Source organism: Azospirillum sp. A23 (assembly GCF_042938965.1).
GTDB classification, from domain to species: Bacteria; Pseudomonadota; Alphaproteobacteria; order Azospirillales; family Azospirillaceae; genus Azospirillum; species Azospirillum melinis.
In genome coordinates, this window is the sequence record NZ_CP170668.1 from 1 (window position 1) to 24819 (window position 24819).

Sequence of the window (24819 nt, forward strand, 5' to 3'; positions counted from 1 at the left end):
GTGGCCCAAATCTCCCGCACCGCCTCCTGCACCCTCCGCCACCTTCTCGCATCCGCTGCCCCATTGGCTATTGCCGCCGTCGCCCTGACGGCAGGCGTCTCTGCCTATGCCGCCCCGCTCGACGTCGAAAAGGAACAGCTGAAGCTCGGCTTCATCAAGCTGACCGACATGGCGCCACTCGCCATCGCCGTGGAGAAGGGCTTCTTCGAGGATGAAGGCCTGTCCGTCACGCTGGAGCCGCAGGCGAACTGGAAGGTGCTGCTCGACCGCGTGATCTCCGGCGAGCTGGACGGCGCCCACATGCTGGCCGGCCAGCCGCTGGGCGCCACCATCGGCTTCGGCACCAAGGCGCACATCGTCACCGCCTTCTCGATGGACCTGAACGGCAACGGCATCACGCTGTCGAACGACGTCTGGCGGAAGATGAAGGCCAACGTGCCCAACGGCGCCGACGGCAAGCCGGTCCACCCGATCAAGGCCGACGCGCTGAAGCTGGTGATCGCCCAGTACAAGGCCGAGGGCAAGCCCTTCAACATGGGCATGGTCTTCCCGGTCTCGACCCACAATTACGAGCTGCGCTACTGGCTGGCGTCGGGCGGGATCAACCCCGGCTTCTACAGCCCGACCGACGTGTCGGGCCAGATCGGCGCCGACGCGCTGCTGTCCGTCACCCCGCCGCCGCAGATGCCGGCGACGCTGGAGGCCGGTACCATCTACGGCTACAGCGTCGGCGAGCCGTGGAACCAGCAGGCGGTGGTCAAGGGCATCGGCGTGCCGGTCATCACCGACACCGAGATCTGGAAGAACAACCCCGAGAAGGTCTTCGGCGTCACCGACGAGTGGGCGAAAAAGAACCCCAAGACCCATCTGGCCGTCGTCAAGGCGCTGATCCGCGCCGCCCAGTGGCTGGACGAGAACAACAACGCCAACCGCGCCGAAGCGGTGAAGATCCTCGCCAAGTCCGAATATGTCGGCGCCGACGCCAAGGTCATCGCCAATTCGATGACCGGCACCTTCGAGTATGAGAAGGGCGACAAGCGCGACGTTCCCGACTTCAACGTCTTCTTCCGCTACAACGCGACCTACCCCTTCTATTCCGACGCCGTCTGGTACCTGACCCAGATGCGCCGCTGGGGCCAGATCGCCGAGGCCAAGCCGGACGCGTGGTACGACGAGACCGCCCGCAGCGTCTACAAGCCGGACATCTACCTCCAGGCCGCGAAGCTGCTGGTCGAGGAAGGCAAATCTCGGCAAGCCGACTTCCCGTGGAAGAGCGACGGCTACAAGCCGGTCGACAACGGCTTCATCGACGGCATCCCCTATGACGGCCACAAGCCGAACGACTACCTCGCCAAGCAGCCCATCGGCCTGAAGGGCGACCAGAAGATCGAGGGCGGTCAGGTGGTGGGGGGCTGAACACTCCCACCTTGTACCCGCCAAATCCCCCTCTCCCCCGCCCATACCATAAGGGGGGAGAGGGTCGGGGTGAGGGGGATCCGCTTCGAGGATCTCTTCGGCTGCGCCGAACCCCCTCATCCTAACCTTCTCCCCAGGGGGGAGAAGGGATCTCGCTGAAGGGACACCCCGCCATGACCAGCCTGACCGACACCTCCGCCGACCTTGCCCGCGCCCAGCGCAAGGCCCGCCGCGCCCATACCCTCAACCGCGTCGCCTCCGTCCTGACCACCGTCGGCCTCGGCTGGCTGGCACCGCTGCTGCGGCTCGCCGCCGGCGAGAACCCGCGCCAGCAGGGCGTCGAGCTGTGGCGCCAGATGGGCATCCCGCTGACCGCCATCCTGCTGTTCCTCGCCGCCTGGGGCTGGGCCGCCCCGCAGGTGCAGACCAGCTTGGGCGCCATCCCCGGCCCGGCCCAGGTGTGGGAGCAGGCGACCAACCTCTACGCCGACCACAAGGCCGAACGCGCCAAGGAGGCCGCCTTCTACGACCGGCAGGCCAAGCGCAACGCCGAGATCCTGGCCAAGGATCCGAAGGCGGAGGTCAAGACCCGCCCCTATGCCGGCAAGCCGACCTACCTCGACCAGATCGTCACCAGCCTGAAGACGGTCTTCACCGGCTTCCTGCTTGGCGCCCTGGTGGCGGTGCCGCTGGGGGTGGCGAGCGGCCTGTCGCCGACCGTCAATGCCGCGATCAACCCGCTGATCCAGATCTTCAAGCCGGTGTCGCCGCTGGCCTGGCTGCCGCTGGTCACCATGGTGGTCAGCGCCACCGTGTCGGGCAGCGACCCGCTGTTCGAGAAATCCTTCCTGACCTCGGCCATCACCGTCACGCTGTGCTCGCTGTGGCCGACCCTGATCAACACGGCGGTCGGCGTCTCCTCCATCGACCGCGACCTGATGAATGTCGGCAAGGTGCTTCAGCTCTCCGGCTTCACCATGGTCCGCCGCCTCGTGCTGCCGTCCGCCCTGCCCTACATATTCACTGGGCTGCGCCTGTCGCTGGGCGTGGGCTGGATGGTGCTGATCGCCGCGGAGATGCTGGCGCAGAACCCCGGCCTCGGCAAGTTCGTCTGGGACGAGTTCCAGAACGGCTCCGCCAGCTCGCTCGCCAGGATCATGGTGGCGGTCTTCACCATCGGCCTGATCGGCTTCCTGCTCGACCGCGTGATGCTGGCGCTCCAGTCCGCCGTCAGCCACAGCCCCGCCCGCTAAGGAGACCGGCCATGGCGATCCTGGACCTGAAGGGTGTGTCGAAGTCCTACGGCGGCAACACCGTGCTGCGCGACATCGACCTGTCGATCGAAGAGGGCGAGTTCGTCGCCATCGTCGGCTTCTCCGGCTCCGGCAAGTCGACCCTCATCAACCTGATCGCCGGTCTGGCGATGCCCGATGCCGGCGAGGTGCTCTACCGCGGCAAGCCGGTCACCGGCCCCGGCCCGGAACGCGGTCTGGTCTTCCAGTCCTACTCGCTGATGCCCTGGCTCAGCGTGAAGGAGAATGTCTCCCTGGCGGTGGACGCCGTCCACAAGGCGAAGGGCGGCGCCGAACGCGGCGTGCTGACCCGCCGGGCGGTGGAGACGGTCGGCCTCGGCCACGCCACCGACCGCCGGCCGAAGGAGCTGTCGGGCGGCATGCGCCAGCGCGTCGGCTTCGCCCGCGCGCTCGCCATGAGCCCGGAGATGCTGCTGCTGGACGAGCCGCTGTCGGCGCTCGACGCCCTGACCCGCGCCAAGCTTCAGGACGAGATCGAGGCGATCTGGCGCAAGGACCGCAAGACCGTCATCCTCATCACCAACGATGTGGACGAGGCGATCCTGCTGGCCGACCGCATCGTGCCCCTGACGCCCGGCCCGAACGCCACGCTGGGTCCGGCCTTCACCGTCGATCTGCCGCGCCCGCGCGACCGCACCGCCGTCAACCATGACGAGGATTTCAAGCGCCTGCGCGCCGAGATCACCGCCTATCTGATGGAGGTCGGCGTCGCCCGCGGCACCGGCGGCGATGACGGGCTTGTCCTGCCCGACGTGAAGCCGATCACCGCCGCGCCCCCGCCCAAAGCCTACATCGAGGCGATGGGCGGGCGCGGGATGGAGGACCGCTATCTCGAATTCACCCGCCTGACCAAGACCTTCGCCACGCCGAAGGGTCCGCTGACCGTGGTGGACGGCTTCGACCTGAAAATGCGCAAGGGCGAGTTCGTCTCGCTGATCGGCCATTCCGGCTGCGGCAAGTCCACCGTGCTGTCGATGGTGGCCGGTCTCGCCGACATCACCAGCGGCGGCATCATCCTGGACGGCAAGGAGGTGGACGGCGCCGGTCCCGACCGCGCCGTGGTGTTCCAGGCCCCCAGCCTGTTCCCCTGGCTGACCGCCTATGAAAACGTCATGCTCGGCGTCGACCGCGTCTTCCCCCATGCGGGCAAGGGCGAGCGCGCCGACATCTCCCGCTATTACCTCGCCCGCGTCGGCCTCGGCGACAGCATGAACAAGAAGGCATCGGAGCTGTCCAACGGCATGAAGCAGCGTGTCGGCATCGCCCGCGCCTTCGCCCTGTCGCCCAAGCTGCTGCTGCTCGACGAGCCTTTCGGCATGCTCGACAGCCTGACCCGCTGGGAGTTGCAGGAGGTGCTGATGGAGGTGTGGGCGCGCACCAAGGTCACCGCGGTCTGCGTCACCCACGACGTGGACGAGGCGCTGCTGCTGGCCGACCGGGTGGTGATGATGACCAACGGCCCGAACGCGAAGATCGGCCACGTCCTGACCGTCGACATCCCCCATCCCCGCACCCGCCAGGCCCTGCTGGAGCACCCGCGCTATTACGACTACCGCGAGGAACTGCTGAACTTCCTCGAAGGCGGCCATGCCGGGGCGCCGAAAAAGGCGGCATAACCCCGTCCCATCCCCCGGAAAGCCCACCGAAGATCCATCGACAAGCTGGCCCCGCGGGACCAGCTTGTTGTCTTTCGGCGATTGAGACGGGAGAGAGGAAGATGAAGCGCGTGACCCTGCCGGACGGCACCGAGGTCCCGGCTCTCGGCCAGGGCACCTGGATGATGGCGGAGGGGCGCGGCGACCGCGCCGCCGAGATCGCTGCGCTGCGGGCCGGCATCGACCGCGGCCTGACCCTGATCGACACCGCCGAGATGTATGGCGACGGCGCGTCGGAGGAGCTGGTGGGCGAGGCCATCGCCGGCCGGCGCGACGGACTGTTCATCGTGACCAAGGTCCTGCCCAGCAATGCCTCGCGCATCGGCACGGTCAAGGCCTGCGAGCGCAGCCTGAAGCGGCTGAAGATCGACCGTATCGACCTCTACCTGCTGCACTGGCGCGGCGGCGTGCCGCTGGAGGAGATGGTCGAGGCCTTCGAGTCCCTGATCCAGGCCGGCAAGATCGCCCGCTGGGGCGTCTCCAACTTCGACGTCGAGGATCTGGAAGAGCTGGCAGAGGCCACCGACCTGCACGGCTGCGCCGTCAATCAGGTGCTCTACAACCCCGAACACCGCGGCATCGAATACGACCTGCTGCCGTTCCAGCACACCGCCCGCATGCCGGTGATGGCCTATTCCCCCATCGGCCAGGGCGGCCGCCTGCTGCGCTCCCCCGCGTTGCTGGCGGTTGCGAAGCGCCACGGCGTGACACCGGCCCAGGTCGCGATCGCCTGGGCGCTGCGGCAGCAGGGGGTGATCGCGATCCCCAAGGCCGGCACGACGGCACATGCCCTGGAGAATGCCGAGGCGGTCAAGCTGGCTTTGACCGGCGAGGACATCGCCGAGATCGACAAGGCCTTCCCGCCGCCGAAACGCAAGCAGCCGCTGGCGATGATCTGAGCGACGATCTGGGGATGGCCGAAGGAGCGGAAAGCCCCGGTCACAGCGCCAGATCGGACGACAGGGGCTGGTCCAGCCCAAGCCAGGCATCGGCCAGCGGGCCGACGGTCAATGCCCCGTCGATCCGGCAGTCGGCCAGGGCGGTGCTAAAGGTTTCATGCAGGTCGGCCAGGGCGGAGGACGGCAAGCCCATCGCCAGACGCAGGGTCACGTCCAGCCGCCTGCCGGCCAGCGTCGCCATCAGCTGCACCGGGCCAAGCCGCTGCGGCCGGGCCTGAAGCACCAGGGTGACGCGGTCGGACAGTCCGTCTTCGATCCCGACGGCACAGAGCAGCCCGTCGTCGCTGTCGAGCAGGGGCACGCGCGACAGCCGCCACAGCCGTCCGTCCACCGGCTGGAAGCGCGACGCCAGCGCCCGGTCGCACTCGTCGATCAGCAACCCGCCGTCCAGATCCGCCAGCCGTGCCGCCGCGTCCGCTCCGACCCAGCCGCGGCAGCCGCCGGCGGTCGCCGCCAGGAAGAGGGCGAGCGCCGCGCCGAACGTCGAATCGCAGCGCGGCAGGCAGCCGCGCGCCAGCACCGCATCGGCCGGCGACAGCGAATCCAGCAGGTCGAGCAGCCGTCGCACCAGCGCCGGCGCCTCGTCGCCGTCGGCCGTGGCCTGGGCATGGGCGGCAGGTGCCGGCGGCGAGGCGAAATGCGCCGCCAGCAGGCTCGGCGGCGGCACATGCCGGGGAACGAGGTCGCGCCCCGCCATTCAATCGGCCTCCATCCGGATGATCCCCATTCCGTGGCGCTCCGCTCAATAGACGACGGCGTCGGCGTCGTCGGATTGCGGGATGATGATGGTGCCGTCCTCCGCCATCGCCTTGGCGACGCGGACGATCTCCGCCTGGGCGTCGTTGACGTCGCGCATGCGCAAGGGCCCCATATTCTCGATCTCGTCCAGCAGGATCAGGCGGGCGCGTTCCGACAGGACCGACAGGAAATGGTCGCGCTGGGCCGTCGGCGCGCCCTTCAGCGCAATGGCGAGCTGGCCGGTGTCGCAGCGGCGGATCACCGCCTGCAGCGAGACGCGGTCGAGACGCATCAGATCCTCGAAGGTGAACATCAGCTGCTTGATGCGCTGGGTCGGCTCCGGCATCACGGTTTCCAGATCGTCGAAGATCTCGGTCAGCGTCTCGCGGTCGATGCGGTTGAAGATATCGGCCATCCGCTCCAGCGAATCGTTGCCGTGGGTGCGGGCGTAATTCGCCATGAACTCGTTGTGCAGGATCGATTCGATGTCCAGCAGCACCTCGCGCTGCACCGATTCGATCTGGATCATGCGCTCGATCACCTCGGTTCGCGCGGCCGGCGGCAGCAGGACCAGCACCTTGGCGGCGTGGTCGGCGCGCATCTTGGACAGGATGACCGCCGCCGTCTGGGGATATTCGCCGGCCAGATAGCTGGCGAGCACCCCCTCGTTCACGTTGGACATCTTCTCCCACATGGTGCGGCCGGCCGGACCGCGGATCTCGCCCATGATCTCCGTCACGCGGTCGGCCGGCAGGAAGCGGTTCAGCATCCGCTCCGTGCTGTCGTAGGACCCGACGACCGAGCCGGCATTGGCGAAGCGTTCGGTGAAGATGCGCATCAGCGTCTCCACCAGATTGGAGGTGACGTTGCCCAGCGTCGCCATCGCCCGGCTGACGAGGCGGATTTCGTCCTCGTCCAGCCGCTCCATCAGCCGGGAACCGCGTTCCTCGCCCAGCGCCAGGAAGATGACCGCACTCTTCTCCACGCCGGTCAGGCTCTTGTAGTTCTCACGGATCTTGATCGGCGTTCCCATGGCGGCACCTCAGAATGAGCAATCGGCGGAGGGGGCGGAAGACGGGGCGGTATCGGACGCGTCGGCCGGCGGCAGGGCCAGCGCACGGTCATGGCGGAAGGCCACCGCCATCACCGCACTGGCCACCAGCAGCAGCGGATGCGGGATCAGCGGGTTGGGATCGAGGACGCTGAGCAGCCCGGCGACCGAACCGTCCTCCGGCACCGCCACCCCGCGGCGGCGGGCCAGCGCCAGCAGGCTGTCGGCCAGACTGGCGGTGGGACTGGCAGCGATATCGGAGGGCGTGTCGTCCATCGCTTCACACCCCATAGGAGCGGATCAGGCTGCCGGCGATCAGGAACCAGCCGTCGGTCAGCACGAAGAAGATGATCTTGAAGGGCAGCGCGATCATCACCGGCGGCAGCATCATCATGCCCATCGCCATCAGGATCGCCGCCACCACCATGTCGATCACCAGGAAGGGTAGGAACAGCAGGAAGCCGATCTCGAAAGCGCGGCGCAGCTCCGACAGCAGGAAGGCCGGCATCAAGAGCCGCAGATCGACGCTTTCCGCCGTCACCGGGCGCTCGTCCCGTGCCGGCTCGGTGCTCTCGCCCGCCGGCTTCGGCTTTGCGGTGAAGGCGGCGAAGGCGGCCAGATCGCGGTCGCGGACATGCGAGGCCATGAAGCCGCGAAACGGCTCGATCATCCGCTCCAGCCCCTGCTCCTGGGTCACCTGTTCGTTCAGCAGCGGGCGCAGTCCGTCCTGCCAGGCGCTGTCGATCACCGGACCCATGATGTGGAAGGTCAGGAACATGGCGAGGCTGACCAGCACCATGTTCGGCGGCGACTGCTGCAACCCGAGGGCGGAGCGCAGCAGCGACAGCACGACGATGATGCGGGTGAAGCAGGTGACCATGATCAGCAGGCCGGGCGCCACGCTGAGCACCGTCAGCAGCACGATGCCCTGGACGATCCGTCCCGACAGGCTCCCCCCATCCGCCAGCGATCCGAGCGCTCCCAGGTTGAGGTCGAGCGGCGCCGCCGCGGCCGGGCCGGCGGCGAGGAGGAGGGCCAGGAGGATCAGCGATCGGAGGCGCATGGGAGGCTTTCGGGGATGCTCCCTCTCCCCCCTGGGGAGAGGGTCGGGGTGAGGGGGATGCATAGAGTGGGTTGGCAAGGATGCGAGATGCTGCTGGGCCGACCAAGGCACGCCGCGCGTCCCCCTCACCCTAACCCTCTCCCCGGGGGGGAGAGGGGACAGTCCCTCAGTCGATCTCCAGCTCCGTCCGCACGATCTCGGTCAGCGTCACGCCGAGCCGCTGGTCCTCGACGATCACCACCTCGCCGCGCGCCACCAGACGGTGGTTGACCAGCACCTCGACCGGTTCGTCCACCTTGCGCTCAAGCTCCAGCACAGCGCCGCGGCCGAGCTTCAGCAGTTGCGCCACCAGCATGCTGGTGCGGCCCAGCACGACCTGCACGTCCACCGGCACGTTGTAGATGGCGTTCATCGGCCCGTCGTACGCCTTGTCGCCGGCCTTTTCGGGGGCCTTCTCCGCCTGCTTGGGATCGTCGTCGAGAATGTCGAGGTTCAAGGGAGGCATGAGGAGTCTCGCTTCACATCGGTTGGGGCATGTCGGAGGACAGTGCAGGCGCCAGGGCGGCGACGGCGCGGTCGGTGAGGTCGGCGACGGCGGCCTCGAAAACGGCTGGATCGCGGCTGACGGAGCCGGCACCCCAGCTGGCCTCCAGGGCGCCGACGGCCAGCGCCGGGTCGCCCTGGATGTCGAGGCGGCCCTGGAAGACGCCCTGCCCGGCCAGCCGCTCCTCCAGCGGGCGGCAGAGCGACGGGTGCAGGCGCAGGGTCAGACGGGGGGCCTGCCCGGCGGCGCGCAGGGCATCGACGGCCAGCCGCTCCACCTCGGCGCGGGCGACCTCATCGAGCAGGCGCGGCGCCATGCGGCGGACCAGCGCCAGCAGAACGAAGGCGCCCTGGGCCTCCAGCCGCTCCATCAAGGCGGCATGATCGGCGTCGAGCGCCGCCATCCGCTGTGCCAGCTGGTCGAGGGTGGCCGACAGCTCCGCCTCGATCCGGCGGGCGGCGGACAGCTCGCCCTCGCGCCGGCCCTGGGCGAGTCCCTCGGCCAGGGCGGTCCGGCGGGTTTCGTCCAGCGCCGCGCGATGGTCGCGCTCGGACAGGCTCGGCAGGTCGAGCGGATCGACGGTCTCCACCTCGTCCGGTTCCGCCACCGCGGCGGGCGCGCCGAAGCTGTGGTCGAAGCGGTAGCGCGGATAGGCGGCCATCACGCCACCTCCTCATAGAGCCAGGAGCGCAGGATATCGATGGCTTCGTCCGGGTACTGGTCGACCAGTTCCCCCAGCCGGCGGATGGAGGAGGCGCGGACGCGGCCCTCCACCGTGCGCAGCTCGATCAGCTGGTCCATCGTCTCCTCGATGCCCAACTGCGGCGCCATCGGCGCGGCAGCCAGCGCGGCCTCCGCCTCCCCGCCGTCGGCCAGCGCCGCAGCGGTAGCAGCGGGGCCGGTCAGCTGCGGCATGGCACCGCCGGCCGGAGCCGCCAGCGCCGGGGCGGCGGCCTCCGCCACCACCGGTTCCGGCGCCGGGAAGACGCGGCGGATCAGCGGACGCAGACCGACCAGGATCACCAGGGCGGAGAGCACCAGCAGGATCACCCACTGGATCAGCGTCATGACGTTGCGGGTCAGCGTCTCGGCGATCTCGTCGCCCAGCGGGCGCGGCGCGAGGTCGGGGGCCAGATCGACGAATTCCAGATTGTCCACCGTCACCCGGTCGCCGCGCGCCTCGCTGAAGCCCATGGCGGAGCGGACCAGCTCGCCCAGGCGCTGAAGCTCCTCCGCCGTGCGCGGCTCGTACTGGCGGGTGCCGTCGGGTGCGGTCTTCCAGGTGCCGTTGACCAGCACGGCGACGCTGAGGCGGCGGACGTCGCCCGGCTCGATCACCGTTTCGCGGCTGACGTTGGAGATCTCGTAATTGACCGTCTCCTCCTGCCGCTTGGTGTCGTTGGAGGATTGCGGCCCCTGCGACTGGGCGCGCACGTCGCGCTGCGGCAGGTTCTGTTCGGCGGTGACCGGCGGTTCGCCGTTGCTGTCCTGGCTGCGCTCCTGCTCCTGCACGGACTGGGTGGAGCGGATCACCTGGCTGTTGGGGTCGAAGGTCTGGCTGCGCACCACCTCGCGCTTGGTCTCCACCTCGGCGGCGACCTGGACGCGGACGTTGCCGGCGCCGAGCCGGGCGGTCAGCATCTGCTCGACCGCGCGGGCGACGCGGGTTTCCGCCGCGACCCGCAGCCCGTCGGTGCGCGCCGACGCCAGCCCCGGCCCGTCATCCTCGGTCAGCAGAAGCTCGCCGGAGGAATCCATCACCGTCACGGCGCTGGGCTTCAGATTGGGCACGGCGGCGGAGACGAGATGGCGGATCGACAGGGCCTGTTTGCGGTCCATCGACCCCCGGCCGCGCATGCGCACCACCACCGACGCGGTCGGCTTCGGCGCGCTGCGCGAGAACTCCTCGCGCTCCGGCAGGACGATGTGGACGCGGGCCGCCTCGACGCCGGACAGCGTCTCGATGGTGCGGCCGAGTTCGCCTTCCATGGCGCGCAGGCGGTTGATGCGCTGCATGAAGCTGGTGATGCCGAGCGGCTTGTCGGTGTCGAACAGCTCGTAACCGACACCGCCATGCGCAGGCAGCCCCTTCTCCGCCAGCGCCATGCGGACGCGGGAAACGTCGGCCTGCGGCACGCTGATCGTCGTGCCGTCGAAGCCGGCATTCACCGGCACGCCCATCTCCTGGACCGCCTTGGCGATGCGGCCGGCCTCCGCCGGTTCCAGCCCGCTGTAAAGCGCGGTCATGTGCGGCTGCGACAGCAGCAGCGCCATGCCGGCGACGGCCAGGACGATGCCGAGGCCGGTCCCCGCCAGCACGAGCAGCCGACCGCGCCCCAACGACCGCAACGTGTCGATCAGACTGTCCACGGTTCCCCGCACCTTTAAAGTTTCTGAAAATCGGCGGGCCTAGTCTTCGCCCTGCGCACCCCGTCACGCTAACGACGCGACTTTTAAGCGGAGTAAAAAACGGGGATGTCGCCAAAGACAAAGCCGCTAAAACTTTAAAGAACGGCCGGTTGACTAAAATTTTCGGCAATGTCCGGCGGGATGGATCGATGATTACACGGTTCGGCATGGCGAAGACAGGGACGGGAGCGGCACGGGACGAGATGCTCGACCGGCTGCGCGGATCGGGACGGATCCTGGTGGTGGCCTTGCCGGTCGCCCGGCTGCTCGCCGGCATTGCGGCGCTCGGCACGGTGGCGTCGGCCGGGCTCGGCGGCTACTGGCTGGCTGCGGGCCCGCAGGCGGTCGAGCGGCTGTGGACCCGGTCGGCGGAGACGGCGCCGGCCGATGCCGTGGTCGACATGCCGGAACTGGTCGTCAATCTGCGCCGCGACACGCCGTCCCGCTTCCTGAAGATCGGCCTGTCCCTGACCGTCGCCCACCGGGACCGGCAGGCGCTGGAACAGGCGATGCCGCAGCTGACTGACAGCCTGCAGGAGTTTCTGCGCAATCTGGACCAGGACGACCTCGAAGGGTCGGCCGGGCTGCATCGCCTGCGCAGCGAGATCAAGCGCCGCTTCAACCTGATCCTGTCCGACCCCGCCGGCCGGCGCGACGTCGTCACCGACGTTCTGCTGCGCAGCCTGCTCACGCAATAGCGACCTCCAGAGGCACCGGATGACGACCGACACCCCCGCCCCGCCTTCCACATCCATGCCAGCCCCCCAGCCCGTTCCGGCCACGGAGGAGGATTGGTCGGACGCCGCGTGGGAGCTGGCTGCCGCACAGCAGACCGCCGCCCCCGCCCCACCCCCGGCCGAAGAGGCCGCAGCGATGGCCGAGGCGATGCGGGAAGCGCTGGCCGGCGAGACGAAGACGCTGAGCCAGGAGGAGATCGACCGGCTGCTGAATTTCGGCGCCCCGGAAGGCGGCGGGCCGGAGATGAGCGCCATCCAGCGGCTGGTCAGCTCGACCACGGTCAACAAGGACCGGCTGCCGATGCTGGACGTGGTGTTCGACCGCATGGTGCGGATGCTGAACACCTCGCTGCGCCAGTTCGCCTCGACCAACGTCGAGGCGTCGCTGTCGAAGATCGAATGGCTGCGCTACACCGACTTCCAGGACGCCATCGAGCTGCCCGCCCTGATCGGCGTCGCCCGCGCCGAGCCGTGGGACAACCAGATGCTGGTGTCGATCGACAGCGCGCTGATCTACTGCATGATGGACGTGCTGCTGGGCGGGCGGCGGTCCAGGCCGGGTCGGATCGACGGGCGCGCCTACACCTCCATCGAACGCAAGATGACCGAGCGGATGATGAAGGTGGTGCTCCAGGATCTGGGGCAGTCCTTCGACCCGCTGGCCCAGGTCGATTTCGTCTTCGACCGGCTGGAGGTGAACCCGCAGTTCGCCACCATCACGCGGGCCACCAACGCCATCATCCGCGTGCGCATCGCCGTGGAGGTGGAGCGCCGCACCGGCCACATCGACATCGTCATCCCCTACGCCACGCTGGAGCCGGTCCGCGGCAAGCTGGTCCAGATGTTCATGGGCGAGAAGTTCGGCCATGACACGGTGTGGGAAAGCCACCTGAAGAACGAGCTGATGCGCTCCAAGCTGGAGCTGGTCGCCGTGCTGGCGGAGACCAAGGTGCCGCTGGGCGAGGTGCTGGCCTGGCAGAAGGGCCAGTCGCTGAAGCTGCGCATCAGCCCGGATCAGACCGTCCTGGTCTTCAGCAAGACCATCCCGCTGTTCGCCGGCCACATGGGACAGCGCAACGACAACATCGCGGTGAAGATCGACACCGATCTCGACACCAAGCAGGAGCTGATCGATGGTCTCCTTTCTCATTGACGCGGCCCTGGCGGTGATGCTGGTCACGGCGACCGCCTATCTGGTCATCGTCAACAAGCGGCTGAAGCTGCTGCGCACCGGCCAGTCCGAGATCAACGCCCTGGTGTCGACCTTCTCCAAGTCGATCGACGACACCGACGCCTCGATGAAGCGCATGGTGGCGTCGGCGACGGAGATCGCCGCCCGCCTGTCCGACGATCTCGACCGTGCCAAGGGCATGAAGGAGGACATGGGGCTGATCCTGGGCTCCTGCGAGCGCACCACCGCCCGCATGGAGGAGTCGGTCCAGCATGCCCGTGCCCTGCTGCGCCGACTGGACGAGGGAGCCATGGGGAGCGTCGCGCGCGCCACCCGCAACCGGGCGCGGCCGGAGACGGCAGACGATGCCGGGACCGTCGCAAAGCCGCTGGAAGCGGAACCGGCACCATCCTCTCCCCTTCTGTCGGCGCTGAAAGCGGCAGAGGTGGACAAGGGCGAGTTCCAGGCGCTGGAAACGGCTCTGCGCGCGGTGGCCGGCCAGCCTGTCGAAGCCGCCTCTCCCGCACCGTCCGGCCCGGCGAAGGCGGCGGCCAGCGCCTTCTATGCGCGGCTGCGCACCGTCGGGTCGGAGGCGTCGGCATGATCCCGCGCATCCTGCCCATCACCCTGGTCGCCGTGCTGATGGTGCTGCCGCTGAAGCTCGGCGCCCTGGTCGACGGCTTCCCGGTCATCGCCCAGCAGTTCGACCGCGAGTTCGGCGCCCATGAACGGCCCTGGGCGACCGACCTGAAGGCGAACGATGGCAAGGCCACGGCGGAGGCGGCGCCCACCCCAGCGCCGGTTCCCCTGCCGGTCTCCACGCCGGTCGCCGAGGTCCCGCCGCCGGTGGCGCTGGCGCCGCCGAACTGCACCGATCCGCTGCTGCGCGCCGCCATCGACGAGCAGAAGGCCGACACGTCCGGCCGGCAGAACCGCCTGCGCGAGGCCGAGGCGGTGCTCGCCGCGACCGAGGCGCGGGTCGGCACGCAAATCCAGCGGCTGAACGGGGTGAAGCGCGAGGTCGAGGCGCTGATGACCCAGCGCTCCACCCTGGCGCAGGAGGATCTGAAACGGATGGTGGCGATCTATGAAGCGATGAAGCCGCGCGACGCCGCCCGCATCCTGACCGACATGGAAACCGACATGGTCGTCGATGTGCTGGACCGCATTTCCGAACGGCGCGCCGCGCCGATCCTGGCCGAGATGGCCGACGCCAAGGCGCGCGAGGTGACGCGGCTGATCCTGCAACGCCGCGCCCTGCCCGGCGACCGCAAGGCCGCTCCGGCGGTCGTCGGAGCCGCAGTCCCCGTCACCGCCATGCCGCGCCCCACCCTGACCAATTGAGCGCCATGACCAGCATGCCCGATGCCGTCGCGACCCCGTCGCGCCCGGCTCCGACTTCTGCCCAGCGCGGCGGTTCGGCCGGCGACGATGCACGCGACGAGGATTTCGCCAGTCTGGTGGACGAGACCGCCGACGAGGACGCCGACGACGCGGCCCGCCCCGACCGCTTGCGCAAACGCAAGGACCCGCGGCCGGACGATCCCGTCGCCGCGCAGGGCGCGATCATCCAGGCGGTGGTGCAGGCGGTCGTCCAAGCTGGCGGCACCGACACCCCGCTGATGCCGTGGATGGTGGCCGTCGTTCCGCCGTCCGACGGGGTCCCCACCGTCCCACCGGCTTTGACAGCGGCAGTCTCCGAAGCAGGATCGGACACCGCCATGACCAAAGCCGGACAACCAACCGGTATCGGCAAGCACCCTGCCGAGCAGGCCGCGGCGCCCGCATCGTCGACCGCACCGGCAGCCATTCCGCAGCCGACGCCGGAACCGTCCGCACCGGCTGGACCGGCTGCGAAGAGCGGACCGGAACAGACGGCGCCGGCCGACACGGCGGCACAGGGCAGCGCCGGACGGACGGCGGAGGCTCCGGCGCCGCTCCAGGCCGTACAGGCCACCCTAGCGGCCGCAACATCCGCGACACCGGGCACGACCGCGGAGGCAACGCCCTCCCCGGACGGGCGGGAGAGCCGGCGCGACGAAAGCACCGATCCCCGCACCGCCGTCCGTGGCATGCGCGGCGGTCGTCAGAATACCGCTGCCGGCAATGCCGGCCAGCCGGCCACAGCCTCCGCGTCCCCCCGACACGGCCAGCCGGCACCCGATGCCGCTCCCGCCCCCGCCGGCCGGGATGCCGCCCTTCCCTTCGGTGCTCCCCCGGCCACCGGCGGCGGCGAGGCGGCGGCCACAGGGTTCGAGGCGGTGCCGCCCCTGCCCGCCCAGGCGGCGACGCATTATGCAGCCGCCGCCGCGTCCGGCAGGGCCGCCACCGCGCACAGCCCGGCGATGGCGCAGCTGGCGGCCCCGCTGGTCCGCGTGGCGGAGTCCGGCGGCGGCGAGTTCCACATCGACCTCGCCCCGGCGGAGTTGGGCCGCATCCGCGTCGTCGCCGACGTCAGCGACGGCAAGGTCTCGCTGACTGTCCAGGCCGAACAGGCCGACACGCTGGCCCTGCTGCGGCGCGACCTGACGCAGCTGGAACGCGCGCTCGGCGATGCCGGCCTGTCGCTCGACAGTTCCAGCCTTCAGTTCTCGTTGCAGGGCGACGGCCAGTCGCGCGGCTTCGCCGCTCCCGACCGGGACGGCAGCTCCGGCGGCTGGCGCATGCAGGCCGAGGCCGTTCCGGAACCCGTTGCCGACCGACCGATGCGCCCGATCGACGGGCTGGTCGACGTCACCGTCTGAACAGGAAAGACTGTCCCGCCATGACCACCACGCCAAGCACCGGCCCAACGACGGCCGCCACCAAGACGGCCGCCACGGAAGAGCCCAAGAAGGCCACCGTCGATTACGAATCCTTCCTGAAGCTGCTGACCGCGCAGCTGCGCAACCAGGATCCGCTGGCGCCGATGGACGCCACCCAGTTCATGACCCAGCTGGCGCAGCTGTCCACGGTGGAGCAGTCGATGCGCTCCAACGACACGCTGGGCAAGGTGCTGGACACGCTGAAGAGCAGCGGCATGCGCATGGACATGGCCCTGCTCGGCCGCAAGGTGGAGGTGGCGTCCGACCAGCTGTCGCTGACCGGCGGCAAGGCGGAGGCCGCCTACACCGTCGACGGCACGCCGGCCTCCGTGAAGCTGGAGGTGCTGAACGGTGCCGGCAGCGTCGTCTACAGCACGCCCGGCTCGCTGAAGACCGGCCGGCAGGTCTTCGACTGGACCGGCAGGACCGCCAGCGGCGGCACCGCGCCCGACGGGGTCTATACGCTGCGGGTGACGGCGAAGGACAAGGACGGCAAGGCGCTGAACAGCGCCACCGTCGTCAGCGACACGGTCGCCGAGGTGCGCAGCGTCGACGGCGCCAGCAAGTTCGTGCTGAAGAACGGCGCCACGGTGGATTCGAGCGCGGTGCTGTCGGCGTCGTGACGGAACAGGCCCTCTTCCCATCGGGGATTCCCCCCTCTCCCCCCCGGGGAGAGGGTCGGGGTGAGGGGGATGCATGGGGTGGATTTGGGGAGTGTGTGGCGGCTTTTACTTGAAGATCATCGCTTTGCGACCCCCTCACCCTAACCCTCTCCCCAGGGGGGAGAGGGAATCCCGCCAGGAGTAGAAGGGGCACTCTTACAGCCGCGTGTTGTCCTGGCGCAGCAGGCGGTCGATCAGCACCGCACGAACGGGCTGACCGCTTTCCCGGACGAAGGAGCCGTTGGCGCCGGCCAGCAGCGCGGTGGCAACACCCTGAGGGTCGACCGCCGGGCCGTTGAAACGGCCATGGCCGGCGAGGTCGAACAGGGCCTCCAGCATCGCGCTGCGGGCGTGCGGCAGCCGGCGGCGGACCAGCAAGGCGTCATCGGCGCTGCCGGCTTCCAGCGTCACCTGGGTCAGGATGAAGGCGATGGTCCGCCCGCGGTCCAGCATCGGCACCACCAGCTGGCCGGCCTCCACGTAATAGGGGCCGCCGGCGACGGTTTCGGCGGGAGCGGCGGGGGTGGGGCCGGCGCCCTGCGGGGCCTCGAACCGGCCGAAGCCATAGCCGCCGGCGAAGGCGAGCACGGCGGCCACGGCGAACAGCAGGACGGCTTTCATGGCGCGGGCTCCCGAACAGGCCGGATCGTCAGAAGGGCCAAAGGCATCAGAAAGGCAGAATCACGTCCAGCACCTGCTGGCCGTAGCGCGGCTGCTGCACGTCGGTGATCTGGCCGCGGCCGCCATAGGTGATCCGCGCCTCGGCGATCTTGTCGTATTCGATGGTGTTGGCGTTGCTGATGTCCTCGGGACGGATCACGCCGGCGATGCGCATCTCGCGCAGTTCGTAGTTCACCCGCACCTCCTGCCGGCCGGCGATGACGAAGTTGCCGTTGGGCAGCACCTGGGTCACCACGGCGGCGACGCGCATGGCGATGCGCTCGTTGCGCTGGATGGTGCCGTTGCCGCTCGATGTGCTGGAGCTGTCGAGATCGACCAGACTGGACGGATCGACCGCGTCGGGCAGGATGGCGGGAAGGCGGCTCTCCAGCCCGAAGAAGTTGGGCAGCCCGGCCTTCTCGTTGTTGGTGCGCCCGCGCTGGGTGCTGTTGCGCAGCTGCGCCTGGTCGGAGATGTCGATGACGACGGTCAGCAGGTCGCCGACCGCCTTGGCGCGGGGATCGCGGAAGAAGTCGCGCGACCCGGTGCGCCACAGCGAACTCGGGATCTGCTCGGCCATCGATGGCTGCGGCATCGGCAGCGAGATGACGCGGGCTTCCGGCTGCATCGCCGGGTTGGAGATCTCCGACAGGGAAGGAGCGCTGCCGATGTCGGCCAGCCGCGCGCAGCCGCCGGCGCCAAGCGACAGCAGCAGGATGGGGACGAGCGCGGTGCGCATGACGGAAGCTCCCTTCATCGGATATCTCAGGGCCTTGCAGCTTGCGGAACCCGCGGGCCGCTGACCGAGACGGTCTCGGCCCCGGTGACCGTGCCGGTGACGACGGTGCTGCTGGCGATGTTCATGACGCGGACGCTGTCGCCGACGCCGCCCTCCTGCAACGCCCGCCCGCGGGCGGCCAGCAGCAGCGCGCCATCCTCGTAGACCAGCGTCACCGGCCGGTTGCGCTGGACGACGATGGGGGCGCCGACCGAACCGACCTGGACCAGCCGCCCGGCGGAGAGCTGCCGGCGCGGCGACTGGCCGACCAGCGCGTCGGCGGTGGCGATGAAGCCGGCCCCGGCACGGTCCAGCGACAGGCGGACGGTGGTCAGGTCCGACGCCTCGATCACTTCGCCCGGCCGGATGCGGCGGACCGGCACCGGCATCGTCACCTCCACGTCGGCCCGGCCGCTCAGCTCGACCGGGTGGCCGTTGCTGAGGATGCGGGCCTGGAAGATGCCGGTGCGGGGGTCGAGCCCGATGTCGCGCACGGCATCCACCGGCCCGTCGAAGGGGCGGCCGAGTGTCAGCGCCACCTGGGCGTCCGGCGGAACCGAGGGGCCAAGGGAGGCCAGAAGCTCCTCGGCCAGCCGCGCCTCGACAGGACCGGCAGCAGCCGGAAGGGGAAGCGCCAGCATGCTCCCCAGCAGGAGAACGGAGAGCCGCCGGCGGAGGGGGGGCTGCACAATCGTCACCGCATGTTGGTCATGGTGGAGGCCATCTGGTCGCCGGCCTCGATCACCTTGGCGTTCATCTCGTAGGCGCGCTGGGCGGAGATCAGCTCGGTGATCTCCTGCACGACGTTGACGTTGGAGGATTCCAGGTATTTCTGGCGGATGGTGCCGAAGCCGGCTTGGCCTGCCAGCCCCTCCTGCGGTTCGCCCGACGCCGGGGTGGCGCGGAACAGATTGTCGCCCAGCGCCTCCAGCCCGCTGTCGTTGACGAACACCGTCATCGCCAGCTGGCCCTGGTTGACCGGCTGGGCCTTGCCGTCGACATAGGCCAGCACCTCGCCGGAGCGGTTGATCACCACCTCGCGCGTGCCCTGCGGCACGGTGATGCCGGGGGCGACGGTGAAGCCGTCGGCGGTGACGATGGTGCCCTCCGGCGACAGCTTGAAGCTGCCGGCGCGGGTGTAGACGGTCTCGCCGCCGGGCTGGGTCACGTTGAAATAGCCGCGCCCCTCGATCGCCAGATCCAGCTCGTTGCCGGTGGAGGTCAGGTTGCCGGTGGTGTTGATGCGGTTGACCGAGGTCGGCCGCACGCCCAGCCCCACCTCGACGCCGGTCGGCACGATGGTGCCGCTGTCGGTCGACTGGCTGCCCTGGCGCTTTTCCGCCTGATACATCAGGTCCTGGAATTCGGCGCGCGAGCGCTTGAAGGCGGTGGTGTTGATGTTGGCGATGTTGTTCGAGATGACCTCGACGTTCATCTGCTGGGCCATCATCCCGGTGGACGCGATGCTGAGCACGCGCATGGACGGACTCTCCCTGTGGGGACTTTAAGAAGATTTGCCGAGGCGGTTGATGGCGGAGCGCAGCAGGTCCTGGCCGTCGTCCACCATCTTGGTCACCGCCTGATAGTCGCGGGTCAGGTCCATCATGCGGCCGATCTCGACGATGCCCTGCACGTTGGACCGCTCGACCTTGCCCTCCACCAGCCGGGTGTCGGGGGCGGGGCGCGCCTCCATGCCGTCGGCCGGTTCGAACAGCAGGTCGCCGGTCTGCTTCAGCGCCTGCGGGTTGTCGAAGCGCGAGACGGCGATGCGGGAGACCACGGCGCCGTCGGCAGACAGCAGCCCGTCGGAGCCGATGGTGATCCTGGACGCATCGGACGGGATGACGATGGGCCGGCGGCCGTCGTCGAGCACGGCGTACCCGTTGGGGCCGACCAGCGTGCCGTCGGCATCGCGGCGCAGCCGGCCGTCGCGGGTGTAGCGCACGCCGTCCGGCGTCTGCACCGACAGGAAGCCGTCGCCGTCCAGCGCCACGTCATAGGGATTGCCGGTCTCGGTGAAGGCGCCGGCCCGCAGGTCGGTGTAGGTGGAGCGGTCGATGGTGAAGGCGATGCGGTCGGTCGGCTTGCGCCCGCCGGCCTCCATCGCCGCTTCGAACAGCGTGCGTTCGCCACGGAAACCGACGGTATTCATGTTGGCGACGTTGTTGGCGACGACGTCCAGCTGCCGCCGCAGCGCCATCTGGCGCGACAGTCCGATGTAAAGCTGGTTCTCCATCGCCGAACACTCCGGTTTTGAACTCCGCCTTAATCTGGACGAGGCAGTTTAAAGCCGGGTTTCAACCTGAGCCGGTTCGGCCGATGCCTTGCCTGTCCTGGTTCGGGTTTGGCGATCATTTCGATAAAATGCGAGACGACTGTGATGAAACGGCGCCCGGATACCGCATTGACGCTTGGTTCGACGCTGGTTCTCGCCCTGCTGGCGGCGCCGGGGCCGGCACAGGCCGCCGTCCGGGCGCAGCTGGGCGACCATGGCGACTATTCGCGGCTGGTGCTGTCGGTGCCGAAGGGGGTGGAGCCGGTGGCGGTCGTCGACGGCTGCGTCCTGCGCATCGCCGTGGCCGATCCGCTGCGCTGGCCGCTGGCGAGTTTGCGCGACAGCTTCTCCCGCCGGCTGTCGGACTTCGTCACGGCCGATGGCGGGCGCAGCCTGACCGCGACGGTGCCCTGCGGGGCACGGGTGGCGAGCTTCATGGAGCGGCGGAACCTGATCGTCGATGTCGGTGGGCCGCCGGTTCCGGGGGTGAAGCCGGGAGCACCGGGGGACGGCGCGGTGGAAGGGACGCCGGATGCGGTGGTCGCGGTTGCGCCGCCGGAGGCTGGCGCCATCGGTGTCGCCAAGGTCGTTGAAGCGCTGAACCCTATCGGCACCGCCAACGCGGCGCCTGTCACTCTCGCACCCCAGGAGCAATCCCCTCTCCCCCCCGGGGAGAGGGAGAACCCACCCCTCCCAGTCGTCGCCAGCCTGGAAGGCGAAGTCCGCGACAGCATCCAACAGACCCTGCGGCAACTGGAGCGCATGCCGGAACGCCCAACGAAACCCGTCCCGCAAACCGCCGAACCGCCCAAGCCCCCGGCCCCGCCGCCCATCGGGGCGATGGATCTCGCCGGCTGGGCCGGGGACGATTTCAACCGCACGCGCGAGGCTCTGCAAAGGGCGCTCGACACGGCGCAAGGCCGGGCGCGGGTCGAGGCGCAGATCGCGCTGGTCCGCTTCCTGCTCGCCCGCGCCATGGACGAGGAGGGGCGCGCGGCGTTGGAGACGGCGGCCAGCCTGTCGCCGGCGCCCGACCAGCGCTATGCCTTGCGCATCCTGGGCGACGCCTTCCGCGCGCTCGACCGCGAGGACGCGCCCGACGACAACCTGTTCGTCCAGCTGCCGGCCGGCGCCATGCCCGACCACCATGTCTGGCGCGGCGTCGCCCTGGCGCCGACCCGCTGGGCGGCGGCGAAGGAGGGGCTGCCCATCGCGCTCCGCCGGCTGCTCGACTACCCGGCCGACCTGCGCAGCCGGCTGCTGACCACGCTCGCCGCCGCGGCGGACGAGGCCGGGGACAGTGCGGCGCTGAACCTGATCGTGCTGGAGATGATCACCGTCGATTCGAAGGGCATGGCCGACGGGCGGCTCGATTATTTCCGCGGCCGGCTGGCGGAGCTGAAGGCGACGCCCGGCACGGCACTCGACGCGGCTCTCGAACGCTATGACGCCGCGGCGGCCTTGCGCCGCGGTCCCTTCGCCCGCCGGGCCGAGGTGCGCGCCATCGAACTGCGCCGCGGACTGGGGCGGCTGGACGAGGACGGCGCCATCAAGGCGCTGGAGGTCCTGCGCTTCGCCTGGCGCGGCGACGATGTGGAGACGGATGCGCTGGCGGCACTGGGCGGCGCCTATGCCCGCAGCGGCAGGACCGACGCGGCGCTCGACATCTTCGGCCTGCTGGGACGGCGCTTCGGCGCCACCGCGCGCGGGCGCGACGCGCTGGCGGCCGGTCGGACCCTGCTGGCCGCGGTGCTCGACCGGCTGGAACAGTCGCCGCCGGGCGGGCTCTATGCGCTGGCCTTGCAGGCACGCCATGGACGGCTGGTGACGCTGGTTGACGGCCAGAGCGGCAGTCTGCGGCTTCGTCTCGCCACGCTGCTGCTGCGCGACGGGTATGGGCTGGAGGCGACCCGCATCCTGCATGCGCTGACGGAAGGTGCGACCGGACCGCGCCGGGCGGAGCTTGGCGCCACCCTGGCCCGCTCCCTGATCGACGGCGGGCGCGAGGGGGAGGCGCTGGATGTGCTGGCCCGCACCGGCGGCTCGGCGTTGGAGCCGGCCCTGGCCGAACGCCGCGCTCTGCTGCGCGCCGACGCGCTGCTCGGCGACGGCGACACCGTGCGGGCGCTCGACGCGCTGCGCGGCCTGGGCGGGGCGGAGGCGGCGCGGCTGCGGGCCGAGGGGCTGTTCGCGGCCGGCGAATGGCGGGCGGCGCGCAGCGCCTTCGCCGAACTGGCCGCCACCGGGGCGGAACCGACGGCCGACGATCTGGCCTTGCAGGGATTGTCGGCCTATCTGGCCGGCGACGCCGATGCCTCGCGCGGTTTCGGCGAGGCACAGCGCGCGCGTCTGGCCGGCACCCGCTGGGCCGGGCTGCTCGATGCGCTCGCCCCGCCGCCCGCCGACGGGCCGCTGCGCGCGGAGTCGGTGGAGCGCGACCTTGCCGCGGCGACCGCGCTCGACCGGCTGGCGCGCGGGTGGCGGAAGTCCCCCTGACCTTTGGGCCCCGATCCGTAAAGCCGCTTTAAACGGCGGGCTGTAGCGTCGGCGGACCGTTGCCCCCAATCGCGATGGCTCTTGCACATCCGGAGAAGAAGACATGCGCTTGATGTTCGGGTTGATCGCGGTGTTTGCCAGCGTGCTCGGCGGGTTCTACGCGATGGGCGGGCGGATGGCGGTGCTGTGGCAGCCGGTGGAGATCGTCATCATCATCGGCGCCGGCATCGGCGGCTTCGCCATCGCCAACAGCCCGGCGGTGCTGCGCGACACGCTGCGTGCGGTCGGCACCATCGCCCGCGGGCGGACCACCCCCAAGAACGACTATCTCGACATGATCGCGCTGGTCTACGGGCTGTTGCGCGTCGCCAAGTCCAAGGGCATGTCGCAGATCGAAACCGACATCGACAAGCCGGCCGACAGCCCGCTGTTCACCCAGTACCCCAACGTCCTGCGCTATGACCGTTGCATCACCTTCCTATGCGATTACCTGCGCCTGATCGCGCTGGGCCAGGACAACCCGCACGACCTGGAATCGCTGATGGCGGAAGAGCTGGACACGCTGGGCCGCGAACTGAACCAGGTGCCGAAGGCGTTGCAGAATCTGGCAGACGCGCTGCCGGCGCTGGGCATCGTCGCCGCGGTGCTGGGCGTCATCAACGCCATGGGCGCCATCAGCGAGGCGCCGGAGGTGCTGGGCCGGATGATCGGCGGCGCGCTGACCGGCACCTTCCTCGGCGTGCTGCTGTCCTACGGCATGGTCGGCCCCATCGCCAGCGCCGCCCGCCAGCGCCGCGAATCGGAACTGAACATGTATTTCTGCATCAAGGCGGCGCTGTGCGCCTATCTGCGCGGCAGCCCGCCGCAGGTCTGCGCCGAATATGCCCGCAAGGTGCTGTACACCGACATCCAGCCCAGCCTTGCCGAGGTGGAGGTCGCCACCGCGCTGTCGTCGCAGGCCAAGGCCCGCGACGGCCGTCAGGCGGCGTGACCGGCCATGCCGCGCAAGACCGCCCTGCCCCCGATCATCGTCAAGCGCCACCTCGGCGGCCACGAGGAAGAGGAGCACAACGGAACCTGGAAGCTGGCCTACGCCGACTTCGTCACGGCGATGATGACCTTCTTCCTGGTGATGTGGCTGATGAACATCACCACCACCGAACAGCGCAAGGGCATCGCCGACTATTTCAATCCGGTCGCGGTGTCGCAGAGCAATTCCGGCGCCGACGGCATGCTGGCCGGCCGTTCGGTCGACAAGACCGGATCGCTGACCACCCCGAACGCCGCCGGCGATCAGGCGAGCCCGGTCGCCTCCCCGCCCGTCGTCGCGTCGGTCGGCGACAGCGACCGCCAGCCGGCCGGCCGCAGGGATCCGATGCCCCACCCGCCGGGCGGCACTGTTCCGCCGGTGGATCTGCTGCGCCCCGCGACGGAGAGCGCACCGGTGCTATCCGCCACCGAAGCACCGGCCCCCACGGTCCAGGCCACCCGTGCGGAGCTGGAGGCGCTGCTCGACCGCCAGTCCTCCGAACTGACGGAAAAGGTGGCGCTGGAGTCGCTGGAACGGGATCTCCGCCAGCGCATCGCCGCGTCGCCGGACCTCAGCGCCCTGCAAGGCAGTCTGGTGATCCAGCAGGTTCCGGAGGGGCTGCGCGTCCAGCTGACCGATCAGGCCCGCTTCTCGATGTTCAAGGTCGGCTCGGCCCAGATGAACGACCAGGGCCGGCGGCTGATGCGGATGGTGGCCGCGGCGCTGGCGTCGGTGCCAAACCCCATCGGCATCACCGGCCACACGGATGCGCTGGGCTATGCGCCGGATGCGAAGTACGGCAATTGGGAACTGTCGAGCGACCGCGCCAACGCCGCCCGCCGCGAGCTGCTGGCCAGCGGCATTCCGGGCGGGCGCATCGTCCGGGTGGAGGGGCGTGCCGATCTGGACCATTTCGGCGCCAGCGATCCGCTCGATCCAAGCAACCGGCGGATCAGCATCACATTGCTGCGGCGGCCGGCGGGGCAATAGGCGGGAGCAATCAAGACGGAAAAAAATCAAAAGAAAAAGCCTTACACATTTTAACAAAACCGCCCGCT

25 protein-coding genes are annotated in these 24819 nt (G+C 69.7%); 13 read left to right on the forward strand and 12 right to left on the reverse strand.

The annotated features are described in order from the left end of the window. The first annotated feature begins 9 nt into the window (after positions 1–9). The 4 genes from ABNQ40_RS30590 to ABNQ40_RS30605 all read left to right on the forward strand — a co-directional run bounded on the left by ABNQ40_RS30590 (position 10) and on the right by ABNQ40_RS30605 (position 5283). Positions 10–1416 carry a CmpA/NrtA family ABC transporter substrate-binding protein gene (locus tag ABNQ40_RS30590; protein WP_109491037.1) on the forward strand — a complete coding sequence of 469 codons (1407 nt, stop codon included), beginning with the start codon at positions 10–12 and terminating at the stop codon, positions 1414–1416. A 173-nt stretch (positions 1417–1589) separates the two neighbouring features. Beyond that, positions 1590–2669, forward strand: coding sequence for an ABC transporter permease (locus tag ABNQ40_RS30595; protein WP_109050666.1), 1080 nt, complete (start codon positions 1590–1592; stop codon positions 2667–2669). An 11-nt stretch (positions 2670–2680) separates the two neighbouring features. Continuing rightward, positions 2681–4345, forward strand: a complete 1665-nt coding sequence (locus ABNQ40_RS30600) for an ABC transporter ATP-binding protein (protein ID WP_109050667.1) — start codon at positions 2681–2683, stop codon at positions 4343–4345. A gap of 101 nt (positions 4346–4446) precedes the next feature. Continuing rightward, a complete protein-coding gene (locus tag ABNQ40_RS30605; protein ID WP_109050668.1) occupies positions 4447–5283 on the forward strand; it encodes an aldo/keto reductase in 837 nt (278 codons plus the stop codon). Positions 5284–5323: 40 nt separating this feature from the next. Here ABNQ40_RS30605 and ABNQ40_RS30610 read toward each other — a convergent pair whose 3' ends face one another. The 7 genes from ABNQ40_RS30610 to fliF all read right to left on the reverse strand — a co-directional run bounded on the left by ABNQ40_RS30610 (position 5324) and on the right by fliF (position 11109). Next, on the reverse strand, positions 5324–6040 hold the full coding sequence (locus ABNQ40_RS30610) for a hypothetical protein (RefSeq protein ID WP_109050669.1): 717 nt from the start codon (positions 6038–6040) through the stop codon (positions 5324–5326). A 45-nt stretch (positions 6041–6085) separates the two neighbouring features. Beyond that, positions 6086–7114 carry a flagellar motor switch protein FliG gene (locus ABNQ40_RS30615; protein WP_109050670.1) on the reverse strand — a complete coding sequence of 343 codons (1029 nt, stop codon included), beginning with the start codon at positions 7112–7114 and terminating at the stop codon, positions 6086–6088. A 9-nt stretch (positions 7115–7123) separates the two neighbouring features. Then, positions 7124–7408 (reverse strand): hypothetical protein, encoded by a 285-nt coding sequence (locus ABNQ40_RS30620; RefSeq protein WP_247879883.1) that lies wholly within the window; start codon positions 7406–7408, stop codon positions 7124–7126. Between the two features lie 4 nt (positions 7409–7412). Beyond that, positions 7413–8195: a flagellar type III secretion system pore protein FliP gene (fliP, locus tag ABNQ40_RS30625; RefSeq protein WP_109050672.1), complete on the reverse strand. Its 783-nt coding sequence runs from the start codon at positions 8193–8195 to the stop codon at positions 7413–7415. A 166-nt stretch (positions 8196–8361) separates the two neighbouring features. Then, on the reverse strand, positions 8362–8700 hold the full coding sequence (gene fliN / locus ABNQ40_RS30630; RefSeq protein WP_098735505.1) for a flagellar motor switch protein FliN: 339 nt from the start codon (positions 8698–8700) through the stop codon (positions 8362–8364). Positions 8701–8713: 13 nt separating this feature from the next. Then, positions 8714–9400: a flagellar assembly protein FliH gene (locus tag ABNQ40_RS30635; RefSeq protein ID WP_109050673.1), complete on the reverse strand. Its 687-nt coding sequence runs from the start codon at positions 9398–9400 to the stop codon at positions 8714–8716. Next, complete coding sequence (gene fliF / locus ABNQ40_RS30640; RefSeq protein WP_247879884.1) at positions 9400–11109, reverse strand: flagellar basal-body MS-ring/collar protein FliF; 1710 nt, start codon at positions 11107–11109, stop codon at positions 9400–9402. Before fliF ends, ABNQ40_RS30635 begins: the two co-directional genes overlap by 1 nt. A 188-nt stretch (positions 11110–11297) precedes the next feature. Between fliF and fliL the strand changes: the two genes are divergently transcribed. Genes fliL through ABNQ40_RS30670 form a run of 6 tightly spaced genes read left to right on the forward strand, consistent with a single transcriptional unit; the run spans position 11298 to position 16483 of the window. After that, a complete protein-coding gene (gene fliL / locus ABNQ40_RS30645; protein WP_247879885.1) occupies positions 11298–11846 on the forward strand; it encodes a flagellar basal body-associated protein FliL in 549 nt (182 codons plus the stop codon). Between the two features lie 19 nt (positions 11847–11865). Then, positions 11866–13038, forward strand: a complete 1173-nt coding sequence (fliM, locus tag ABNQ40_RS30650) for a flagellar motor switch protein FliM (protein WP_247879886.1) — start codon at positions 11866–11868, stop codon at positions 13036–13038. Then, the gene (locus ABNQ40_RS30655; RefSeq protein ID WP_109050676.1) at positions 13019–13660 is read left to right on the forward strand and encodes a DUF6468 domain-containing protein; all 642 of its coding nucleotides are present in this window, start codon (positions 13019–13021) and stop codon (positions 13658–13660) included. Before fliM ends, ABNQ40_RS30655 begins: the two co-directional genes overlap by 20 nt. Further along, complete coding sequence (locus ABNQ40_RS30660) at positions 13657–14400, forward strand: MotE family protein (RefSeq protein ID WP_109050677.1); 744 nt, start codon at positions 13657–13659, stop codon at positions 14398–14400. The genes ABNQ40_RS30655 and ABNQ40_RS30660 overlap by 4 nt, the downstream gene beginning before the upstream one ends. A 5-nt stretch (positions 14401–14405) precedes the next feature. Next, positions 14406–15800: a flagellar hook-length control protein FliK gene (locus ABNQ40_RS30665; protein ID WP_109050678.1), complete on the forward strand. Its 1395-nt coding sequence runs from the start codon at positions 14406–14408 to the stop codon at positions 15798–15800. A 20-nt stretch (positions 15801–15820) separates the two neighbouring features. Further along, on the forward strand, positions 15821–16483 hold the full coding sequence (locus tag ABNQ40_RS30670) for a flagellar hook assembly protein FlgD (RefSeq protein WP_109050679.1): 663 nt from the start codon (positions 15821–15823) through the stop codon (positions 16481–16483). Positions 16484–16678: 195 nt separating this feature from the next. On the opposite strand, the gene ABNQ40_RS30675 is transcribed toward ABNQ40_RS30670, so the two are convergent. From ABNQ40_RS30675 to flgF, 5 genes are read right to left on the reverse strand one after another with little or no spacing between them, the layout of a single operon-like run. Then, positions 16679–17143 carry a hypothetical protein gene (locus ABNQ40_RS30675; protein WP_391349224.1) on the reverse strand — a complete coding sequence of 155 codons (465 nt, stop codon included), beginning with the start codon at positions 17141–17143 and terminating at the stop codon, positions 16679–16681. A 46-nt stretch (positions 17144–17189) separates the two neighbouring features. Beyond that, complete coding sequence (flgH, locus tag ABNQ40_RS30680) at positions 17190–17921, reverse strand: flagellar basal body L-ring protein FlgH (protein WP_109050681.1); 732 nt, start codon at positions 17919–17921, stop codon at positions 17190–17192. Positions 17922–17947: 26 nt separating this feature from the next. Then, on the reverse strand, positions 17948–18601 hold the full coding sequence (flgA, locus tag ABNQ40_RS30685; RefSeq protein ID WP_391349227.1) for a flagellar basal body P-ring formation chaperone FlgA: 654 nt from the start codon (positions 18599–18601) through the stop codon (positions 17948–17950). A gap of 53 nt (positions 18602–18654) precedes the next feature. After that, positions 18655–19440, reverse strand: a complete 786-nt coding sequence (gene flgG / locus ABNQ40_RS30690) for a flagellar basal-body rod protein FlgG (RefSeq protein WP_109050682.1) — start codon at positions 19438–19440, stop codon at positions 18655–18657. A gap of 24 nt (positions 19441–19464) precedes the next feature. Next, a complete protein-coding gene (gene flgF / locus ABNQ40_RS30695; RefSeq protein WP_109050683.1) occupies positions 19465–20196 on the reverse strand; it encodes a flagellar basal-body rod protein FlgF in 732 nt (243 codons plus the stop codon). Positions 20197–20340: 144 nt separating this feature from the next. Between flgF and ABNQ40_RS30700 the strand changes: the two genes are divergently transcribed. The 3 genes from ABNQ40_RS30700 to ABNQ40_RS30710 all read left to right on the forward strand — a co-directional run bounded on the left by ABNQ40_RS30700 (position 20341) and on the right by ABNQ40_RS30710 (position 24751). Beyond that, positions 20341–22731 carry a hypothetical protein gene (locus ABNQ40_RS30700; protein WP_391349228.1) on the forward strand — a complete coding sequence of 797 codons (2391 nt, stop codon included), beginning with the start codon at positions 20341–20343 and terminating at the stop codon, positions 22729–22731. Positions 22732–22834: 103 nt separating this feature from the next. Further along, positions 22835–23722: a flagellar motor stator protein MotA gene (gene motA, locus ABNQ40_RS30705; RefSeq protein ID WP_109050685.1), complete on the forward strand. Its 888-nt coding sequence runs from the start codon at positions 22835–22837 to the stop codon at positions 23720–23722. Between the two features lie 6 nt (positions 23723–23728). After that, a complete protein-coding gene (locus ABNQ40_RS30710; protein WP_391349229.1) occupies positions 23729–24751 on the forward strand; it encodes a flagellar motor protein MotB in 1023 nt (340 codons plus the stop codon). Positions 24752–24819: the final 68 nt, after the last annotated feature.